Below are 16,319 nucleotides of genomic sequence, written 5' to 3'. Positions count from 1 at the left end.
GTGGATGCGCGCAAGGGCCTGATGGAGCAGACGCGCCGGCATGCCGCGATCGTGTCGCTGCTGGGGATCCGGCACGTGGTGCTGGCGGTGAACAAGATCGACCTGGTGGGGTTCTCGGAGGCGCGGTTCCGCGAGATCGAGGCGGCGTTCACAGCCTTTGCCGCGCCGCTGGCGTTCCATTCCGCCGTCGCCATCCCGCTGTCGGCGCGGCTGGGGGACAACGTCGCGGAGCGGTCGGCGCGCACGCCGTGGTACGCCGGGCCGTCGCTGCTGGGCCATCTCGAGACGGTGGAGACGGATACGGAGGCGGCCGGGGCGCCGCTGCGCTTCCCGGTGCAGTGGGTGAACCGGCCCGACGGCGAGTTCCGGGGCTTTGCCGGCACGGTGGCCAGCGGCCGTGTGGCGGTGGGCGACCGCGTCGTGGTCGCGGCGTCGGGACAGACGACGGAGATCGCGCGCATCGTCACCTTCGACGGCGACCTGGCGAACGCGGCGGCCGGTCGGTCGGTGACGCTGACGCTGAAGGACGAGGTCGACGTGGCGCGCGGCGACGTGCTGGCCGATCCGCGGCAGCGTCCGACGGTGACGCGGCGGTTCGCAGCCGATCTGGTCTGGATGGACGAGACGGTGGCGTCGAACGGCAAGCGCTTCCTGCTCAAGATCGGCACCGCCACCGTTCCGGCGGTGCTGTCGCGCGTCGTCGATATTCTCGACATCGAGTCGCTGCAGCGACAGCCCGCAACCAGGCTCGCCCTCAACGCCATCGGCCGCGTCGAGATCGAGACCACCGTCCCGGTCACGTTCGATCCCTATCTCGAGAACCGGAGCATGGGCGGCTTCATTCTGATTGACGGCCTGACCTTGCGCACCGTTGCCGCGGGCCTCGCTATTGGCAGCCTGGATCGGGCAACCAACGTTCATCACCAGCCCCAGGACGTGACGCCAGCGATACGTGAGCAGGCCAAAGGACAACGGGCGATGGTGGTCTGGCTGACCGGCTTGCCGAGTTCCGGAAAGTCGACCATCGCCAATATCGTCGAGCGGAAGCTGGTCGCCCTCGGCCACCAGACCATGCTGCTCGACGGCGACAACCTGCGCCAGGGCCTCAATGCCGATCTCGGCTTCGACGCGACATCCCGAGCGGAGAATGTGCGCCGCGTCGGCGAGGTCGCGAAGCTCATGGCCGATGCCGGGCTCATCACCATCGTCGCCCTGGTCTCGCCCTTCCAGGCAGACCGACAACGCGCGGCGTCTCTCCTGCCGGACGGGCGGTTCCTGGAGATCTTCATCGATACGCCGCTCGATATCTGCCGTCTGCGCGACCCCAAAGGGCTATACCGGAAAGCCCAGACCGGCCGGATCAACGACTTCACCGGATTTGGCCAAGCCTATGAACGGCCGGAAAATCCGGCGCTTACGGTAAAAACCGCCGAAATGGACGCCGAGGCGGGTGCGGAACTGATCGTGCAACTCGTCAGAGCGCGGCATTGAATGCCAACTTCCGCAGGCTGAAGCCTTGCGGACGCATCCAGTCGGCTAGCCGACGGGCAAACTGCTTAGGGTAGTTGCCTGAAGAGGCGGCTTCCTGGCTGGGGGACCAGGATTCGAACCTAGACTAACCGGGTCAGAGCCGGTTGTTCTACCATTAAACTATCCCCCAGCGGGAGCCGTACGTCGTGGCGGCGAGGATTTAGCGACGTCTGGCCGGCTTGGCAAGCGGCTCGCCGTCGCCGCATTCCTCGGCTACGATCCGGACCAAGGAACGATAAGCGAGTTCGGAATGGCCCAGGACTCCATGCCTAAGGGGGGCTGGCACAGCGGCCGTTTCGCGCACACTTTCGCCGCCATCGATCTCGGCACGAACAACTGCCGGCTCCTGGTGGCGAGGGCGTCGATCTCGGGCTTCGAGGTCCTGGACGCCTATTCCCGGCCGGTTCGGTTGGGAGAAGGGGTGGCGCTGAACGGCGCTTTGTGCGGCGATGCGATCGAGCGGACGCTCGAGGCGCTCGGCGTGTGCGCGACCAAGATCGAGCGGCACCGCGTGACGCGCGCTCGCCATATCGCCACCGAGGCCTGCCGCCGCGCCTGCAACGGCCAGGACTTTCTGGCCCTTGTCCGGCAGAGGACCGGCCTCGATTTCGAGCTCATTCCGCCCCGTGAGGAAGCGCGACTTGCCCTTTCGAGCTGCGAGAGCCTGCTCGATCCGGATATCCCCTACGGACTTCTGGTGGATATCGGCGGAGGGTCGACGGAGGTCTGCTGGGTTCGCGTGCTGCCCCGCAAACCAGGATGCGAGGCGACCACAGCCGAGCTGATCGACATGACATCCGTCCCTTGGGGCGTGGTGACCCTGACGGAGGCTTGCGCGCGAGGGCAATCCCGTAACGAGCCCCTGGGCCATGGCCGCTACATGGACATGGTCGAGCGCATCGGCGAGACCCTCCGGCCGTTTTGCGCCCGGCATAATATCGGTCGGGCCATAGCCCGCGGGGATGTCCAGATGGTCGGCGCCTCCGGTACGGTGACGACCTTCAGTGCCCACCATCTCGGGCTCAAACGCTACCATCGCGGCACCGTCGACGGATCCCGCTTGAGCCGCGAGTCGATCCTCGCCATCTGCAAGCAGCTCGCCGGGCTTTCCGTCGCCGACCTGCGGATGTTCCCCTGCATCGGCGACGACCGTGCCGATCTGGCCCTGGCGGGCGGGGCGATCCTCGAGGCAGTGTGTCGCCAATGGCCGGCTCCTGTTATACGCGTCGCGGATCGCGGTTTGCGCGAAGGAGTTTTGATGGATCTGATGCGCCAGGCCGATCGCGAGGCCGACTTCCTCTGCCGGACCAGGCACTGAACCATGGCGCGCGGACCAGGAGGACGGCCGCCGGAACGCGGCTCCCCGAGCAGCAAACCGACAGGACGACGGGCGACCGTTCGGGTGAAGACGGCGCGGGGCAGAACGGTGTCGTCACAGCGCTGGCTTCAGCGGCAGTTGAACGACCCCTATGTGGCCGAAGCCAAGAAGAGAGGGTATCGCTCGCGCGCCGCGTTCAAGCTGTTGCAGCTCGATGACCAGTTCCACTTCCTGAAACCCGGCGGACGCGTGGTCGATCTTGGCGCGGCACCCGGTGGCTGGACGCAGGTTGCCGTCGAACGCGTCAAGGCCGGCGGCAAGGGAGGCAAGGGCGGCGTCGTAGTCGGAATCGACATCACGCCCGTCGAACCGATTCCCGGCGCCACTGTCCTGGCCAAGGACTTCTACGACGACGACGCGCCGGCCACGCTGACCTCGCTCCTGGGAGGGCCGGCGGATGTGGTGCTGAGCGACATGGCCGCGTCCGCCACCGGCGACCCGCAGATCGACCATCTGCGCATCATGGGCCTGGCGGAAGCCGCTCACGACTTTGCCCGACAGGTCCTGAAACCGGGCGGAGCCTTTGTCGCCAAGGTGCTGCGTGGGGGGACCGAGCGCACGTTGCTGGAACAGCTCAAGCGCGATTTCGCCAAGGTCCGCCACGTGAAGCCGGAGGCCAGTCGGGCCGATTCGGCCGAGATGTATGTGGTGGGGACCGGCTTCCGCGGATAGCGCGCCAAGGACATTTCGCCCGTAAGGCGATTCGAGCAATGTTCGAGCGCCTTCGAACGCTCTCCAGGCAATGTGATTTCTTTCCCTGTCCCAATCGATCGTCGACGGGGAAAACCCACCGTCGCACTTGGTTTGAGCGCGGCAATGTGTATAAAGGCTCGCCAACCCGGCGGCCCCCTCCCGAGGGCCGCCGTTTTTTATTCTCTCGGTACGGAGGTTGGCATGCAGATTCAGGAAGCGCTCACTTTTGACGATGTGCTCCTGAAGCCGGCCGCCTCGGCCGTGCTTCCCGGTCAGACGGACACCCGGACCCGGCTCACCCGCACCATCGAGTTGGGCATTCCGCTGATGTCCGCAGCGATGGACACCGTCACCGAGGCGCCGATGGCCATCGCCATGGCCCAGGCCGGTGCGATCGGCGTCATCCACAAGAACCTCACCCCGGAGGCGCAAGCCAACGAGGTCCGCAAGGTCAAGAAGTTCGAAAGCGGCATGGTGGTGAATCCGGTCACCATCCATCCCGAACAGACGTTGGCCGACGCTCTGGGCTTGATGGTCGCGCACCAGATCTCGGGCATTCCCGTGGTCGAGCGCGGCTCGGGCAAGCTGGTCGGTATCCTCACCAACCGCGACGTGCGCTTCGCCACCGACAACACGACGCCGGTCAGCGCCCTCATGACCAAGGAGAAGCTGGTCACGGTGCATGAGGGCGTGAGCACCGACGAGGCGAAGAAGCTTCTGCATCAACGCCGCATCGAGAAGCTCCTGGTGGTCGACAACGACTATCGCTGCATCGGCCTGATCACGGTGAAGGACATCGAGAAGGCCAACAAGTTCCCAGGCGCCAGCAAGGATGAGAAGGGCCGCCTGCGGACGGCGGCGGCGACCGGCGTGGGCGAGGACGGCATGCGCCGCGCCCAGCTCCTCATCGATGCCGAGGTCGATGTCATCGTCGTCGATACGGCGCACGGTCACTCCAAAGGCGTGCTCGAGGCGGTGACCCGCGTCAAGAAGCTCAGCAACTATTGCCAGGTGATGGCCGGCAACGTGGCGACGGCAGAAGGCGCCAAGGCGCTGATCGATGCCGGCGCCGATGCGGTGAAGATCGGCATCGGTCCGGGATCGATCTGCACCACCCGCATGGTCGCCGGCGTCGGCGTGCCCCAGCTCACGGCCATCTTCGAGGCGGCCCAGGTCTGCCACGCCGCCGGCGTGCCGGCGATCGGCGATGGCGGCATCAAGTATTCGGGCGACCTGGCCAAGGCGATCGCCGCCGGCGCCGATTGCGCCATGATCGGCTCGCTGCTCGCGGGCACCGACGAGGCGCCGGGCGAGGTGCTGCTGTATCAGGGCCGTTCCTACAAATCCTATCGCGGCATGGGCTCGATCGGCGCCATGGCCCGCGGCTCGGCCGACCGCTACTTCCAGGCCGAGGTCGAGAGCTCGCTGAAGCTCGTGCCCGAAGGCATCGAAGGTCGCGTGCCCTACAAGGGTCCGGTCAACAACATCATCCACCAGCTCGTCGGCGGCCTGCGGGCGGCGATGGGCTATACCGGCAACGGCACGATCAAGACCATGCAGAGCAACTGCCACTTCCTGCGCATTACTGGCTCCGGCCTGCGCGAGAGCCACGTGCACGACGTCGAGATCATGCGCGAGGCACCCAACTATCGCGGCGGGATGTGATCGCGCTCGAGGGTCGCGGCGATCTCTCTCGCGGCGACCTCGGCCCCCACGGGACCGGGATGTGAGGAGCGGAACACGCCGCCATAGCCATGCTGGCGGACGGCGGCGTCGGTGGCATTGAACAGATCGAGAGTGGCGAAGCCGGCTTGCCGGGCGCAGGCCAGCACCTTGCCGGAGAGCCGCTGCTGCTCGCGGCGATAGTCGGCATCGCGCCACGCATAGGGATCGTACTCGGCCACGACCAGGCCGGGCAGGCCCAACCGCGCCAGCCGGTCCAGAAGCGGGCAGGCCAGCTTCTCGCCTTCGCCGCGCGGCAGCACCCGCGCATGGTCGAGCGCCCATTCATACTGCCAGCCTTGATGGCGCAGCACCGTATCGACCAGCATCGACCAGCCGAACAGGCGCTGCCAGACATCGAGCGTGTCGGCCGGATCGGGCGGCAGGGGAACGGGAACGTTGCGTTCCATGAGCGTACCATCGACCAACTCGAAATACGGCTTCTCGGCACCCCAGACCCGCTTCATCTCGCTGCGCCGCAGGTCGTCGGCGATGAAGGCCAGGACGATCGCCGCGGGATGCAGGTCGGCGGCGGCAAGCTCGGCACGCAGCACGGCCTGATCGAGGCCGTAGCCGCTGACGCCGGCATTGACCACGTGCCGGCCGGCCAGCGGCTGCAGCAGGGCCGCCCAGGTCTCGCCATCGCCGAGCTCGTCGCCATGTGCATAGGAATCGCCGACGACCAGGATCGGCGGCTCAGCCAGGGCGGCCGCGCCGGCGGTCGGCGTGAGCCGGTAGCCGTGATCGTCGTAGGTGACGCCGTCCTTGGCGTAGCCGGGATGGTTGACGAAGCCCAGGCGGTCGTCATGGATCAGCCGTCCGCCGCCGTTGCTGCGTGTCGCCCGGCGCTCTTCCAGCACGAGGTTGGGCCAATGCAACAGCCAGGTTGGACCGCGGACGAGACGGCAGCCCAGCTCCAGGACGATCAGGCCGAACAGGACGGAGGCCAGCACCAGGGCAGCGCGGCCCGCCATGTCAGTGCGCCTTGTGCGGCAAGGCGGTCGCGATGAGCTGGGCGATGACGTCGTTGCCGCGCTCGTTCATGTGCCAGCGCCCATAGAGGCCGCGCGGCCCATCCTTGCCTGCCGTGGCCGCGAGCGCATCGAACGTGTCGAGGACCGCCAGATCGTGCCGGCGCGCGCAGTCGAGCAGGCCCAGGGTCATGCGGCGCTGCTCGGCCGCGAAAGCCGGATCCTGCCACACCACGGGATCGTATTGCGCCACCATCAGGATCGGTGCGCCCGTGCGGCTTTGCAGCGCCTGCAGGTGCTCCGTCAGGCGGCAGGCGATCTCCTGGCCGCGTCCCGGCGGCAGGACGCGGATATGGTCGCCGAACCAGTTGTAGAGCAGGTCGAGCCGATGCAGCACGAAGTCGAAGAGATAGGAATAGCCCAGCGTGCGCTGCCAGAAGGTGAGGGTCGTGCGTGGATCGGGCCGCGGCGGCACCGGCACGTTGCGCAGCACGAGGCTGTCGCCCTGCAGGTCGAAGTAGGGCTTCTCCGCGCCCCACATGCGGCGCATCTCGGTGCGCCGGATGTCGTCGGCGATGAAGCTGACGACGATGACGGCCGGATGTGTCGCCTCGGCTTCCTGCTCGGCGCGCAGGACGGTCTGATCGAAGCCGTAGCCGCTGACGCCGGCATTGAGGACCGGCCGTCCGATCCGCTGCTGGAGCTGCGCCGGCCAGGTCTCCCGGTCGGTCACCTCGTCGCCGTAAGTGTAGGAATCGCCGACCGCCAGGATCGGCCGCTTCGGCGACGGCACCGTGCCGGTGCGGCGAAAGCCGTTGCTGTCGAAGCTGATGCCGGGGACGGCGTAGTTGGGACGCGGCACGTAGCCCAGCAACGGGTCGTCCTGGAAGCGGCTGTTCTCGCGCTGGGCCAGAACGGTGCGCGCACCGAGCACGAAGTTTGGCCATTTGATCAGGTATTCGATGCTCCAGGCGCGCAGCGCGAGTTCGAGCACCAGGAGGGCGACCACGATCGAGGCGAGGACCAGGCCGATACGACCAAGCAGGTCGGAGCGTCGACGCGGTTTTGCAGGCACAGGAGGAGAGGGCACGGTGTCAGTTCGGAAAGCGTTGCGCGACAGGCATAATCATCGTAGCGGCAGGGTTTGAGAGGATAGAACGTGACACCAGGCGCACGCGTGGCCGCTACCATAGAACTTCTGGACGAGATCGTCAGCCGGTCAGACCGGCCGGCCGATCTGGTGGCCAATGCCTTCTTTCGCGCTCGTCGCTTCATCGGCGGTGGCGACCGCCGCGCCATCTCCGAACGCGTCTGGGGCATCCTGCGGCGCTACGGCCAGCTCGCCTGGTGGCTCGATCGCACGCGACATCCCGACCGCTCGGGCCGCGCCATCGTCGGCGCCGACCTGATGCTGGTCGAGAAGGTGCCGCTGCACGATCTGCAGGCGATGTTCGATGGCGGCCGCTATCGGCCGGCGCCGCTGGACGAGGCGGAGACGCGGGCGCTGCGCCAGTTGGACGGCCACTCGCTCAGCCATCCCCAGCAGCCCGACTGGGTCCGCCTCAATGTGCAGGAATGGGTCGTGCCGCATCTGCGCGAGGCCTATGGCGAGAGCTGGGGCCGCGAGATCGCCGCGCTGGAAACGCCGCCGCCGGTGGATCTGCGCGTCAATCGCCTGAAGGCGACGGTCGAGGAGGCGCAACGCGCGCTCGCCCGCGAAGGCATCGAGACCGAACGCATGCTCTACGCGCCCAACGGCCTGCGCCTGAAGAAGCGCCTGTCGGTGGTGGCGGGCGATGCCTTCCAGAACGGGCTGGTCGAGATCCAGGACGAGGGCTCGCAGCTCGTGGCGGCGTTGGTCGATGCCCAGCCCGGCATGCAGATCGTCGACTATTGCGCCGGCGCCGGCGGCAAGACCCTGGCGATCGCTGCCGGCATGAACAACAAGGGCCGCGTCGTCGCCATGGACGTGCTGGAGACGCGCCTCGATCGTTCGGCCCAGCGGCTGCGTCGCGCCGGCGCGCACAATGTCGAGCGGCGGGCGCTGGGGCCGGACAATGCCAAGTGGCTGAAGCGGCAGAAGGGCATGTTCGACCGCGTGCTGGTCGATGCGCCCTGCACCGGCACCGGTACCTGGCGCCGCAATCCAGACGGACGCTGGACGCTCTCGCCGCACGACCTGGCCGAACTGCTGCCCAAGCAGGCCGGGATCCTCGCCGCCGCGTCGCGCCTGGTGAAGCCGGGCGGTGGCCTGATCTATGCTACCTGCTCGGTGCTGCCGGCCGAGAACGAGCGGCAGATCGACGCCTTCCTCGAGAGCCATCCCGACTTCGCCGTCGTGCCCATTGCCGATCTCTGGCCCGACGCGATCGGCACGCCGCTGCCGCCCGATCTGGCGCACAGCCCGTACCTGCGCCTCTCGCCGCTGCGTCACGGCACCGACGGCTTCTTTGCCGCTGCGCTGGTGCGCCGCTCTTCTCCTCCTCCTTCCAAGGGAGAGGTGTCGTCGTCTCACGAAGGCGAAGCGGTCCTGCGCGATGCGGCGGATGGTGTTGACCCCTCCGCCCCCGCAAGCGGGGACACCTCCCCCGATGACGGGGGAGGAAAAGAGCCGTGATCCGCATCCGCCGCGCCATCCGCGGCGATGCCGCGGCCATCGGACGGGTGCATGTCGAGACCTGGCAGTCGGCCTATGCCGGCTTGCTGCCGGACATGATGCTGGCCGGCATGTCTGACGTGCGGCAGTCGGCCCTGTGGGCGCGCGCCCTGTCCGATCCGCAGGAGACGCGCGGCGTCTTCGTCGCCGACGACGAGGAGATGGGGGTGGTCGGCTTCGGCAGCTGCGGCCCCGTGCGCGACATGCCGGAGGGACTCGACGGCACCGAGACGCGGGTGGGCGAGGTCTATCTCCTCTATGTCGAGCCCGACTTTCAGAACCAGGGTCTGGGCCGCCGCCTGCTCGACGCCATGTTCCGCCAGTTGCAGGCCGATGGCTACGACACCGTCATCCTGTGGATGCTGGCCGAGAACCCGACGCGCTTCTTCTACGAGGGCCTGGGTGGCGCCCTGGTGGGGCAGCGCACCGACACCTTCGCCGGCACCGACGTCGACGAAGTCGCCTACGCCTGGCGCGACCTCGACGCCCCCCTGGTCCGCCGCCGCCTGGCCCCCGACTCATAGGAGCGCGCCACTCCAGTGGCGCCCTCATGATTCATGAGCGCCACTGGAGTGTCGCGCTCCCCCGAGGGCTGCGACGGTGGTGCCTGGTGCCGGAGGACGGCTCATCGGAGCGCGCAACTCCAGTTGCGCTCATACCTGTGGGGGCGGAACTGGAGTTGCGCGGTGGCTGGAAGGCCATTAAATCCGCCCATGGCCGCCTCTAAGTCCGACCGCCTCCTGATCGTCGATTTCGGTTCCCAGGTCACCCAGCTGATCGCCCGCCGCGTGCGCGAGGCCGGGGTCTACTGCGAGATCCATCCCTTCCAGTCCGTCGACGCGGCCCGCATCCGCGCCTTCGATCCCCGGGGCATCATCCTGTCCGGCGGGCCGGCCTCCGTCATCGAGGGCCAGGCGCCCATCGCCGATCCCGCCGTCTTCGCCGCCAAGGTGCCCGTGCTGGGCATCTGCTACGGCGAGCAGGCGATGGCGCACCAGCTCGGCGGCACGGTCGAGAGCGGCCATCACCGCGAGTTCGGCCGCGCCGAGGTCGAGGTGAAGGCCGATTCGCCGCTGTTCGAGGGCGTGTGGCAGCCGGGCGACCGCAAGCAGGTGTGGATGAGCCACGGCGACCGCGTCACCCGCCTGCCGGCCGGCTTCTCGGTCATCGCCGTCAGCGAGAACGCGCCCTTCGCCGCCATCGCCGACGAGGCGCGCCATTACTACGGCGTGCAGTTCCACCCCGAGGTGATGCACACCCCCGACGGCGCCAAGCTTCTGCGCAACTTCGCCCTCAAGATCGCCGGCTGCAGCGGCGACTGGACCATGGCCGCCTTCCGCGAGCGCGCCATCGCCGCGGTGCGCGCGCAGGTCGGGTCAGGCAAGGTGATCTGCGGCCTCTCCGGCGGCGTCGATTCCTCCGTCGTCGCCGTGCTGCTGCACGAGGCGATCGGCGACCAGCTCCAGTGCGTGTTCGTCGATCACGGCCTCTTGCGCCTGGGCGAGGCCGAGCAGGTGGTGACCCTGTTCCGCGACCACTACAACATCCCGCTCGTCCATGCCGACGCCTCGGAGCAGTTCCTGACGGCGCTCGCAGGCGTCACCGACCCGGAGAAGAAGCGCAAGACCATCGGCGCGCTGTTCATCGACGTGTTCGAGAAGGAGGCCAAGAAGATCGGCGGCGCGGCGTTCCTCGCCCAGGGCACGCTCTATCCCGACGTGATCGAATCGGTCTCCTTCACCGGCGGCCCCTCGGTGACGATCAAGAGCCATCACAATGTCGGCGGCCTGCCCGAGCGCATGCACATGAAGCTGGTCGAGCCGCTCAGGGAACTGTTCAAGGACGAGGTGAGGGTGCTTGGCCGCGAGCTCGGCCTGCCGCCCGACCTGGTGAACCGCCACCCGTTCCCGGGCCCCGGCCTCGCCATCCGCATCCCCGGCGACATCACGCGCGAGAAGCTCGACCTTCTGCGCAAGGTCGATGCCGTCTATCTCGACGAGATCCGCAAGGCCGGCCTCTACGACGAGATCTGGCAGGCCTTCGCCGTGCTGCTGCCGGTGCGCACCGTCGGCGTGATGGGCGACGGCCGCACCTACGACCAGGCCTGCGCGCTGCGCGCCGTCACCTCGACGGACGGCATGACCGCCGACTACTACCCGTTCCCCCATGACTTCCTCGGCCGCGTCGCCGCCCGCATCATCAACGAGGTGCGCGGCATCAACCGGGTGACCTACGACATCACCAGCAAGCCGCCGGGCACGATCGAGTGGGAATGATTCAGAGCCTGCCCAGGGTATCCTGCAGTATCCTGCGATTTCCGCCTAACATATTGATCTAGATAGAAAAACGTCGATTGGCGTTCGGCATCTATCGGCCCGCTAAGGTCGGCGCCGACGGACCGCCTGACGGTGCACGATACCGTTGCCAAGTCCGACTCCTGCCGCTACCGTCACCGTCCAGATGGCCGCTGACGGTATTTTTTGTGAGCTAAGCTATTGAAATATCGTTGATTATCGCCGGATCGGCGGCCCAAAAATAGCTGACGGTATTGCGGGTCGAGAGGCGTGCGGAGATGCTGACGGACGTGGCTCTTAAGAACTTGAAACCAAAGGAGAAACCGTACAAGGTCACCGACCGTGACGGTATGTATGTGCTGGTGAGCACGACGGGAACGGTGTCGTTCCGCCTTGACTACCGTCTGAACGGGCGGCGCGAGACCGTCGTGCTGGGGAGGTACGACAAGGCCGGCATCTCGCTCGCGCGAGCGCGGGAACTGTGCATCGACGCCAAGCGCATGATCCGGGAGGGGCGCTCGCCCGCCTTTGAAAAGCAGCGTGCCAAGCGGCGGCTTCTCGAGGCGAAGAGCTTCGGCGAGTTCGGTGAGAAGTGGCTGACCATGGCGCCGATGGCCGACAGCACGCGGTCCATGCGCCGGGCGATCTTCGAGCGAGAACTCCTGCCGACCTGGCGCAAGCGGCTTCTCACGGAGATCACGCCGGACGACCTGCGGGCACATTGCGGGGCCATCGTCGACCGCGGCGCGCCGGCGACGGCGCTCCACGTCCGCGACATCGTCAAGCAGATCTACGGCTTCGCCATCCTCCACGGCGAGAAGGTCGCCAATCCGGCCGATCAGGTCGGCCCCTCGGCGATCGCTCATTTCACCCCGAGGGACCGGTCGCTGTCGCCGACCGAAATCAGGATCATGCTCAAGCAGCTTGAGAATGTCGCAACGCTGCCGACGATCCGTCTCGGTTTGAAGCTGATCCTGCTGACGATGGTGCGGAAGAGCGAGTTGCAGGACGCGGTGTGGGACGAGATCGATTTCGAGAACGCCGTCTGGACGATTCCGAAGGAGCGGATGAAGCGCTCCAAGGCGCACAACGTCTATCTGTCGCGCCAGGCGCTCGACATCTTCATCGCCCTCAAGACCTGTGCCGGCAATTCACGGTACGTCCTGCCGTCGCGCTACGATGCCGATGCGCCCATGTCGCGGGCCACCTTCAACCGCGTCACCTATCTCGTCGTGGAGCAGGCGAAGAAGGAAGGGCTGCCGCTCGAGCCGTTCACCGTCCATGACCTGCGCCGGACCGGATCGACGCTGCTCAACGAGCTCGGCTTCAACAGCGACTGGATCGAGAAGTGCCTCGCGCATGAGGAGGGTCGTTCCTCCCGCGGCGTCTACAACAAGGCCGAGTACGAGGTGCAGCGCCGGCACATGCTGCAAGAGTGGTCGAACATCGTCGATGCGTGGGTGGCGGGCGAGAAATACGCTCCGGTCCTCATCCCGCCTTCGATGCCGCTCCTCGCGCCTGATCCCGCTCTCTGACCGGGCGGGCACGGCGCTGGCGGACGTCGGGATGCTGGGCGCGTCGCACCGGTGACGCTCGCCGTGCGGCCAGCCAGGCCTCGACTTCGGCCAAGTCCCACACGACGCATCTTGGGGACAGTGCAAAGCGGCGGGGAAACTCGCCGCGCTGCTCCATCTCATAGATCGTGCTGTCGGCGAGCGGCACCATTTCGCGCAGCTGATGCCGGCGGATGGTCCGTTTGAGTGGGGCGCCATTACGGTCAGCCATCATCATCTCCTCCGTTTTTCCTTTCGAGGAAATTGAGCGCGATAGACTCCGAAGAGAAAGTGACGAAATTCGGCGTTCGGATAGCCGGATACTGTGGCGTGCAAATAGAAATTCTGGCGTAAACTGTTTCTTGATTCCGAAGGCAAGGATCACGAGTTCGAACCCTGTCGTTGCGGCTTCGGCCCTGGGCACGCTACAGCCGGCAGACGATCAAGGCATGATCGAGCGCAAGCCGCCGTTCTCCCTCGAGATGAGGGGCCACAGCGTCGATGTCCGCGATTGCGCGGCCATACGTGTCGCGGTGATGGAAAGGCGGAGACGGCCTGTCGGCGCCACTTCTGTTTCAGCATGGTCGGCAAGATGGTGGAAACGCCCCTCCTCATTTGGGAACTCTATGCGCAGCCCGAACGTGCACTGATCCATCTCCAGCCGAGCACTACATCTGCCTGTCGACAAAAAAGCTGGGGCACCACTCGTTAGTTAGGCCACCGACGATAGTTACGGCAGTGCAGATGGCGGACAGAGGGAAAGGGCAATCGATTGTGGCGGATGGTCATGCGCACGCTCGACATGCCCATCAGCGCGCGCCGATCATCTTGGACATTCACGCCGGGAGCGAATAAGCCGGGCGGTGCGCCCTAGAGATCAACGCGGTCGGCAGTGGAGCCTAGCGGCTCCGATGTATGTCGTAGAAGATCGCTAGGGCCGCTCCTAGTTGAGCTTGAACACGCGTTGGGCGTTGCCTATGAGGAAGGCAGCTCTGGAAGGCTCCCCAAGTTCGAGCGCATCGAGACCGCTGAGGCACTCGCTTGGCGGCCAGAATGGGTGGTTTGACCCGAATAATACGCGGTGCCTTGCATTGCCGCGCATGTAGTCGGCCAACTCCTTGGGATAGCGATAGACCTTGTAGGCCGACGTATCGATGAACACGTTGGGGTATTTCATGACCAGTGATAGCATCTCACCGAGCCAAGGTACGCCGATGTGGCCGCCGAGAATGCGTAGTTCGGGAAACTCAAGCGCGACGCGATCGAGATAGGGGATGGGACGCCCGGGCTCCGACTCCCTTAGCGGTCCGGCGTGTCCGACCTGCGTGCAGAACGGAATATCGAGCTCGCAGCACTCCATAAACAGTGGATAGTATCGCCGATCGTCCGGCGGCAGTCCCCACAGCCAGGGCAGGACGCGCAGGCCTTTGAAGCCGTCGTGCTTTACACGGCGCCTCAGTTCGCGCACAGCGTCCATTGGTCGATAGAGATCGACAGAGGCAATGCCGACGAAACGATCCGGATACGCGCGGCAATATTGCGCGACTTCGTCGTTACTGATGAGTGGCCCAGACGGTGCGTGCCACGCACAGAGCAAGCCAACCGAAACGCCAGCCTGATCCATCTCGGTAATTGTCGCCTCGATGGGCTGGCTTGTTTCCGACCACTTTCCAGGCTTCCACCGACGCAGCGAGTCGAACATGGGATTGCGGATCCACTCGGCACTAGGATGCTGCATCCACGCATCGATGATCATAACTCTACCTATCTGAGATTGTTGCCAAGTCGCTTGCGTACCATCCAGTCTCGTCCAGCAGTACATTGGGACGCCAATGACGTCGCGCTTTCGGCCGCGCTATGATTGCGCGGCATCACTACGCCTTCGCCGATGAAATCGGCGCATCGAACAAGCTGACGTTGGCGCCGCCTCGACGAAGATTTGTCGTGTCGCGACTGCGCCGTCGAGATCGAAGATCCCGGCGCGAGAATCGTTCGCAGACGGCGTCACGATGCCGGCCGGCATGTATGCACGGAGCAAGCGCCTGGACCTCGTCGCTGATCTGAGACGAGAACGGGCTACGACAATCGATTGGAAGGTGGGGCCATGTTATTATTGGTCTTTGAAAGAAATGTGCTTCCTGCCGCGCGATATCAGATATCTGCCGGATCGACTGAACTCTGGGCCGCGTCGTTTTGAGGACAGTCAATCTCTATCATTCCCTGCAATGTGCCGGAAATGCAGGTATCAATTTTGTCGGCGCTCCCGGGTTTCGCCGAATAAGTGCTGTGGCAATTTGTACCGAACCGGCGGTGAGTCCGAGCCCGACCCCGACATGCCACGCCAAGTCGTACCGACCCCAGATATCAAACACCAGGCCGCCACCGAATGCTCCCGCAAAGCTGCCTAGCTGATGGCTCATGAACGCGATGCCTTGAATCATTGCCTGCCATCGCAATCCGAACATCTCGGCAACGGCCCCAGAGACGAGTGGACCTACGCCCAGCCAGAGGAACCCCATTGCGGAGGCGAAGATGAGCGTGGACGCGGGCGTTGGAAAGGCAGCAAAGTACCAAGCTATGACTAGTGAGCGAACAACATAGATTGAACCAAGGAGCACAAGCTTCGACCAGCGACTTCCAGCCCATCCAAAGAATAGACTCCCGGCGACGTTGAATAGCGCAACGCAACTGAGCGCTTCCGGGGCGAGCATGGGGTCCATGCCGCACAAAGCCAGATAGGAGGGCAAGTGTGTCGCGATGAACAGCAACTGCATGCCGCAGACGAAATACGCTGTCGTCATAACCAGAAAAGCAGGTCGATGCAGTGCCAAGCGCATTGCTGCCAAAGCACTCTTGTCCGCGCGGTTGCGGGAGGCCGTATCCGGTAGAGGGATCCGATCCACGCGTCCAGCGACCCAAGCGGCAGGAAAGAGCAGTGACGCAAGCGCAAGCACGGCTAGAACGCCAGCTCGCCATCCGTAGACATTGGTAACGGATTGTCCAAGTGGCGCCGCAGCGAGTGCTCCGAGCGAGCCGACTCCGACGATGAGGCCGAGCACGATGCTTCGCCTTGGGCCCGAGGTGGCTCGGGAAGCGACCGCTTGAGATATCGCTGAGCCGGTGCAAGCCAGCGATGCTCCGACGAGCACGCCGGCGCCGAGCATCACTGAAGCCGTGCCGTTAGCAGCCGACAGAATGCCGAGCCCTGCAACGTAAAGTGCAGCCCCAGCAAGCAGGATCGGTCGAAAACCGAACCTGCCCACAAGTGCACCTGAAAAGGGCTGCAATATCCCCCAGGCGAGATTCTGTATCGAAATCGCGAGCGTGAGATCGGAGAGCGTGAGCCCGAGGTCCTTGACCATTGGCTGAACGAATAGCCCGAATACCTGCCGTATCCCCATGCTGATGCTGAGCATCAGTCCGGTAGCAATCAGGATTGTTATTGGACGGTAGTTTGGACCGGAATTGTCCACGGTGTTCTCCCTAGAGCTTTGCAATCTTGGCAGGAAGACTTGATTACAC

13 protein-coding genes and 1 tRNA gene are annotated in these 16,319 nt (G+C 65.4%); 8 read left to right on the top strand and 6 right to left on the bottom strand.

What is annotated here, in order from left to right:
- The coding region (gene cysC, locus B5D62_RS09265; RefSeq protein WP_139373777.1) for an adenylyl-sulfate kinase at positions 1–1,491 on the top strand (1,491 nt) is incomplete at its 5' end.
- A gap of 95 nt (positions 1,492–1,586) precedes the next feature.
- Here the strand turns inward: cysC and B5D62_RS09260 are convergent.
- Positions 1,587–1,660: transfer RNA gene (locus B5D62_RS09260), tRNA-Gln, on the bottom strand.
- Positions 1,661–1,780: 120 nt separating this feature from the next.
- Here B5D62_RS09260 and B5D62_RS09255 point away from each other — a divergent pair.
- From B5D62_RS09255 to guaB, 3 genes are all read left to right on the top strand, one after another.
- Positions 1,781–2,848, top strand: a complete 1,068-nt coding sequence (locus tag B5D62_RS09255) for a Ppx/GppA phosphatase family protein (protein WP_231714753.1) — start codon at positions 1,781–1,783, stop codon at positions 2,846–2,848.
- Between the two features lie 3 nt (positions 2,849–2,851).
- The gene (locus tag B5D62_RS09250; protein ID WP_085933440.1) at positions 2,852–3,580 is read left to right on the top strand and encodes an RlmE family RNA methyltransferase; all 729 of its coding nucleotides are present in this window, start codon (positions 2,852–2,854) and stop codon (positions 3,578–3,580) included.
- Between the two features lie 222 nt (positions 3,581–3,802).
- A complete protein-coding gene (guaB, locus tag B5D62_RS09245) occupies positions 3,803–5,266 on the top strand; it encodes an IMP dehydrogenase (RefSeq protein ID WP_085933439.1) in 1,464 nt (487 codons plus the stop codon).
- Here guaB and B5D62_RS09240 read toward each other — a convergent pair.
- On the bottom strand, positions 5,248–6,297 hold the full coding sequence (locus B5D62_RS09240) for an SGNH/GDSL hydrolase family protein (RefSeq protein WP_085933438.1): 1,050 nt from the start codon (positions 6,295–6,297) through the stop codon (positions 5,248–5,250). The two genes, guaB and B5D62_RS09240, sit on opposite strands and share 19 nt — an antisense overlap.
- Position 6,298: 1 nt before the next feature.
- A complete protein-coding gene (locus tag B5D62_RS09235) occupies positions 6,299–7,384 on the bottom strand; it encodes an SGNH/GDSL hydrolase family protein (RefSeq protein ID WP_170920845.1) in 1,086 nt (361 codons plus the stop codon).
- An 87-nt stretch (positions 7,385–7,471) separates the two neighbouring features.
- Here B5D62_RS09235 and B5D62_RS09230 point away from each other — a divergent pair, with 87 nt between their 5' ends.
- From B5D62_RS09230 to B5D62_RS09215, 4 genes are all read left to right on the top strand, one after another.
- On the top strand, positions 7,472–8,911 hold the full coding sequence (locus B5D62_RS09230) for an RsmB/NOP family class I SAM-dependent RNA methyltransferase (RefSeq protein WP_231714752.1): 1,440 nt from the start codon (positions 7,472–7,474) through the stop codon (positions 8,909–8,911).
- Positions 8,908–9,474, top strand: coding sequence for a GNAT family N-acetyltransferase (locus B5D62_RS09225; RefSeq protein WP_085933435.1), 567 nt, complete (start codon positions 8,908–8,910; stop codon positions 9,472–9,474). The genes B5D62_RS09230 and B5D62_RS09225 overlap by 4 nt, the downstream gene beginning before the upstream one ends.
- Positions 9,475–9,663: 189 nt before the next feature.
- Positions 9,664–11,226, top strand: a complete 1,563-nt coding sequence (guaA, locus tag B5D62_RS09220; protein ID WP_085933434.1) for a glutamine-hydrolyzing GMP synthase — start codon at positions 9,664–9,666, stop codon at positions 11,224–11,226.
- A gap of 296 nt (positions 11,227–11,522) precedes the next feature.
- Entirely contained in the window at positions 11,523–12,779 is a 1,257-nt protein-coding gene (locus B5D62_RS09215) for a tyrosine-type recombinase/integrase (protein WP_085933433.1), read from the top strand.
- Here the strand turns inward: B5D62_RS09215 and B5D62_RS09210 are convergent.
- From B5D62_RS09210 to B5D62_RS09195, 3 genes are all read right to left on the bottom strand, one after another.
- The gene (locus B5D62_RS09210) at positions 12,733–13,029 is read right to left on the bottom strand and encodes a helix-turn-helix transcriptional regulator (RefSeq protein ID WP_085933602.1); all 297 of its coding nucleotides are present in this window, start codon (positions 13,027–13,029) and stop codon (positions 12,733–12,735) included. The two genes, B5D62_RS09215 and B5D62_RS09210, sit on opposite strands and share 47 nt — an antisense overlap.
- A 711-nt stretch (positions 13,030–13,740) precedes the next feature.
- On the bottom strand, positions 13,741–14,553 hold the full coding sequence (locus B5D62_RS09200) for an amidohydrolase family protein (protein WP_085933431.1): 813 nt from the start codon (positions 14,551–14,553) through the stop codon (positions 13,741–13,743).
- 457 nt (positions 14,554–15,010) lie between these two features.
- On the bottom strand, positions 15,011–16,213 hold the full coding sequence (locus B5D62_RS09195) for an MFS transporter (protein ID WP_085933430.1): 1,203 nt from the start codon (positions 16,211–16,213) through the stop codon (positions 15,011–15,013).
- Positions 16,214–16,319 lie beyond the last annotated feature (106 nt).

The sequence above is a fragment of the Enhydrobacter aerosaccus genome (genome assembly GCF_900167455.1).
Classification (GTDB): Bacteria; Pseudomonadota; Alphaproteobacteria; order Reyranellales; family Reyranellaceae; genus Reyranella; species Reyranella aerosaccus.
This window is presented reverse-complemented; position numbering and strand designations above follow the sequence as displayed.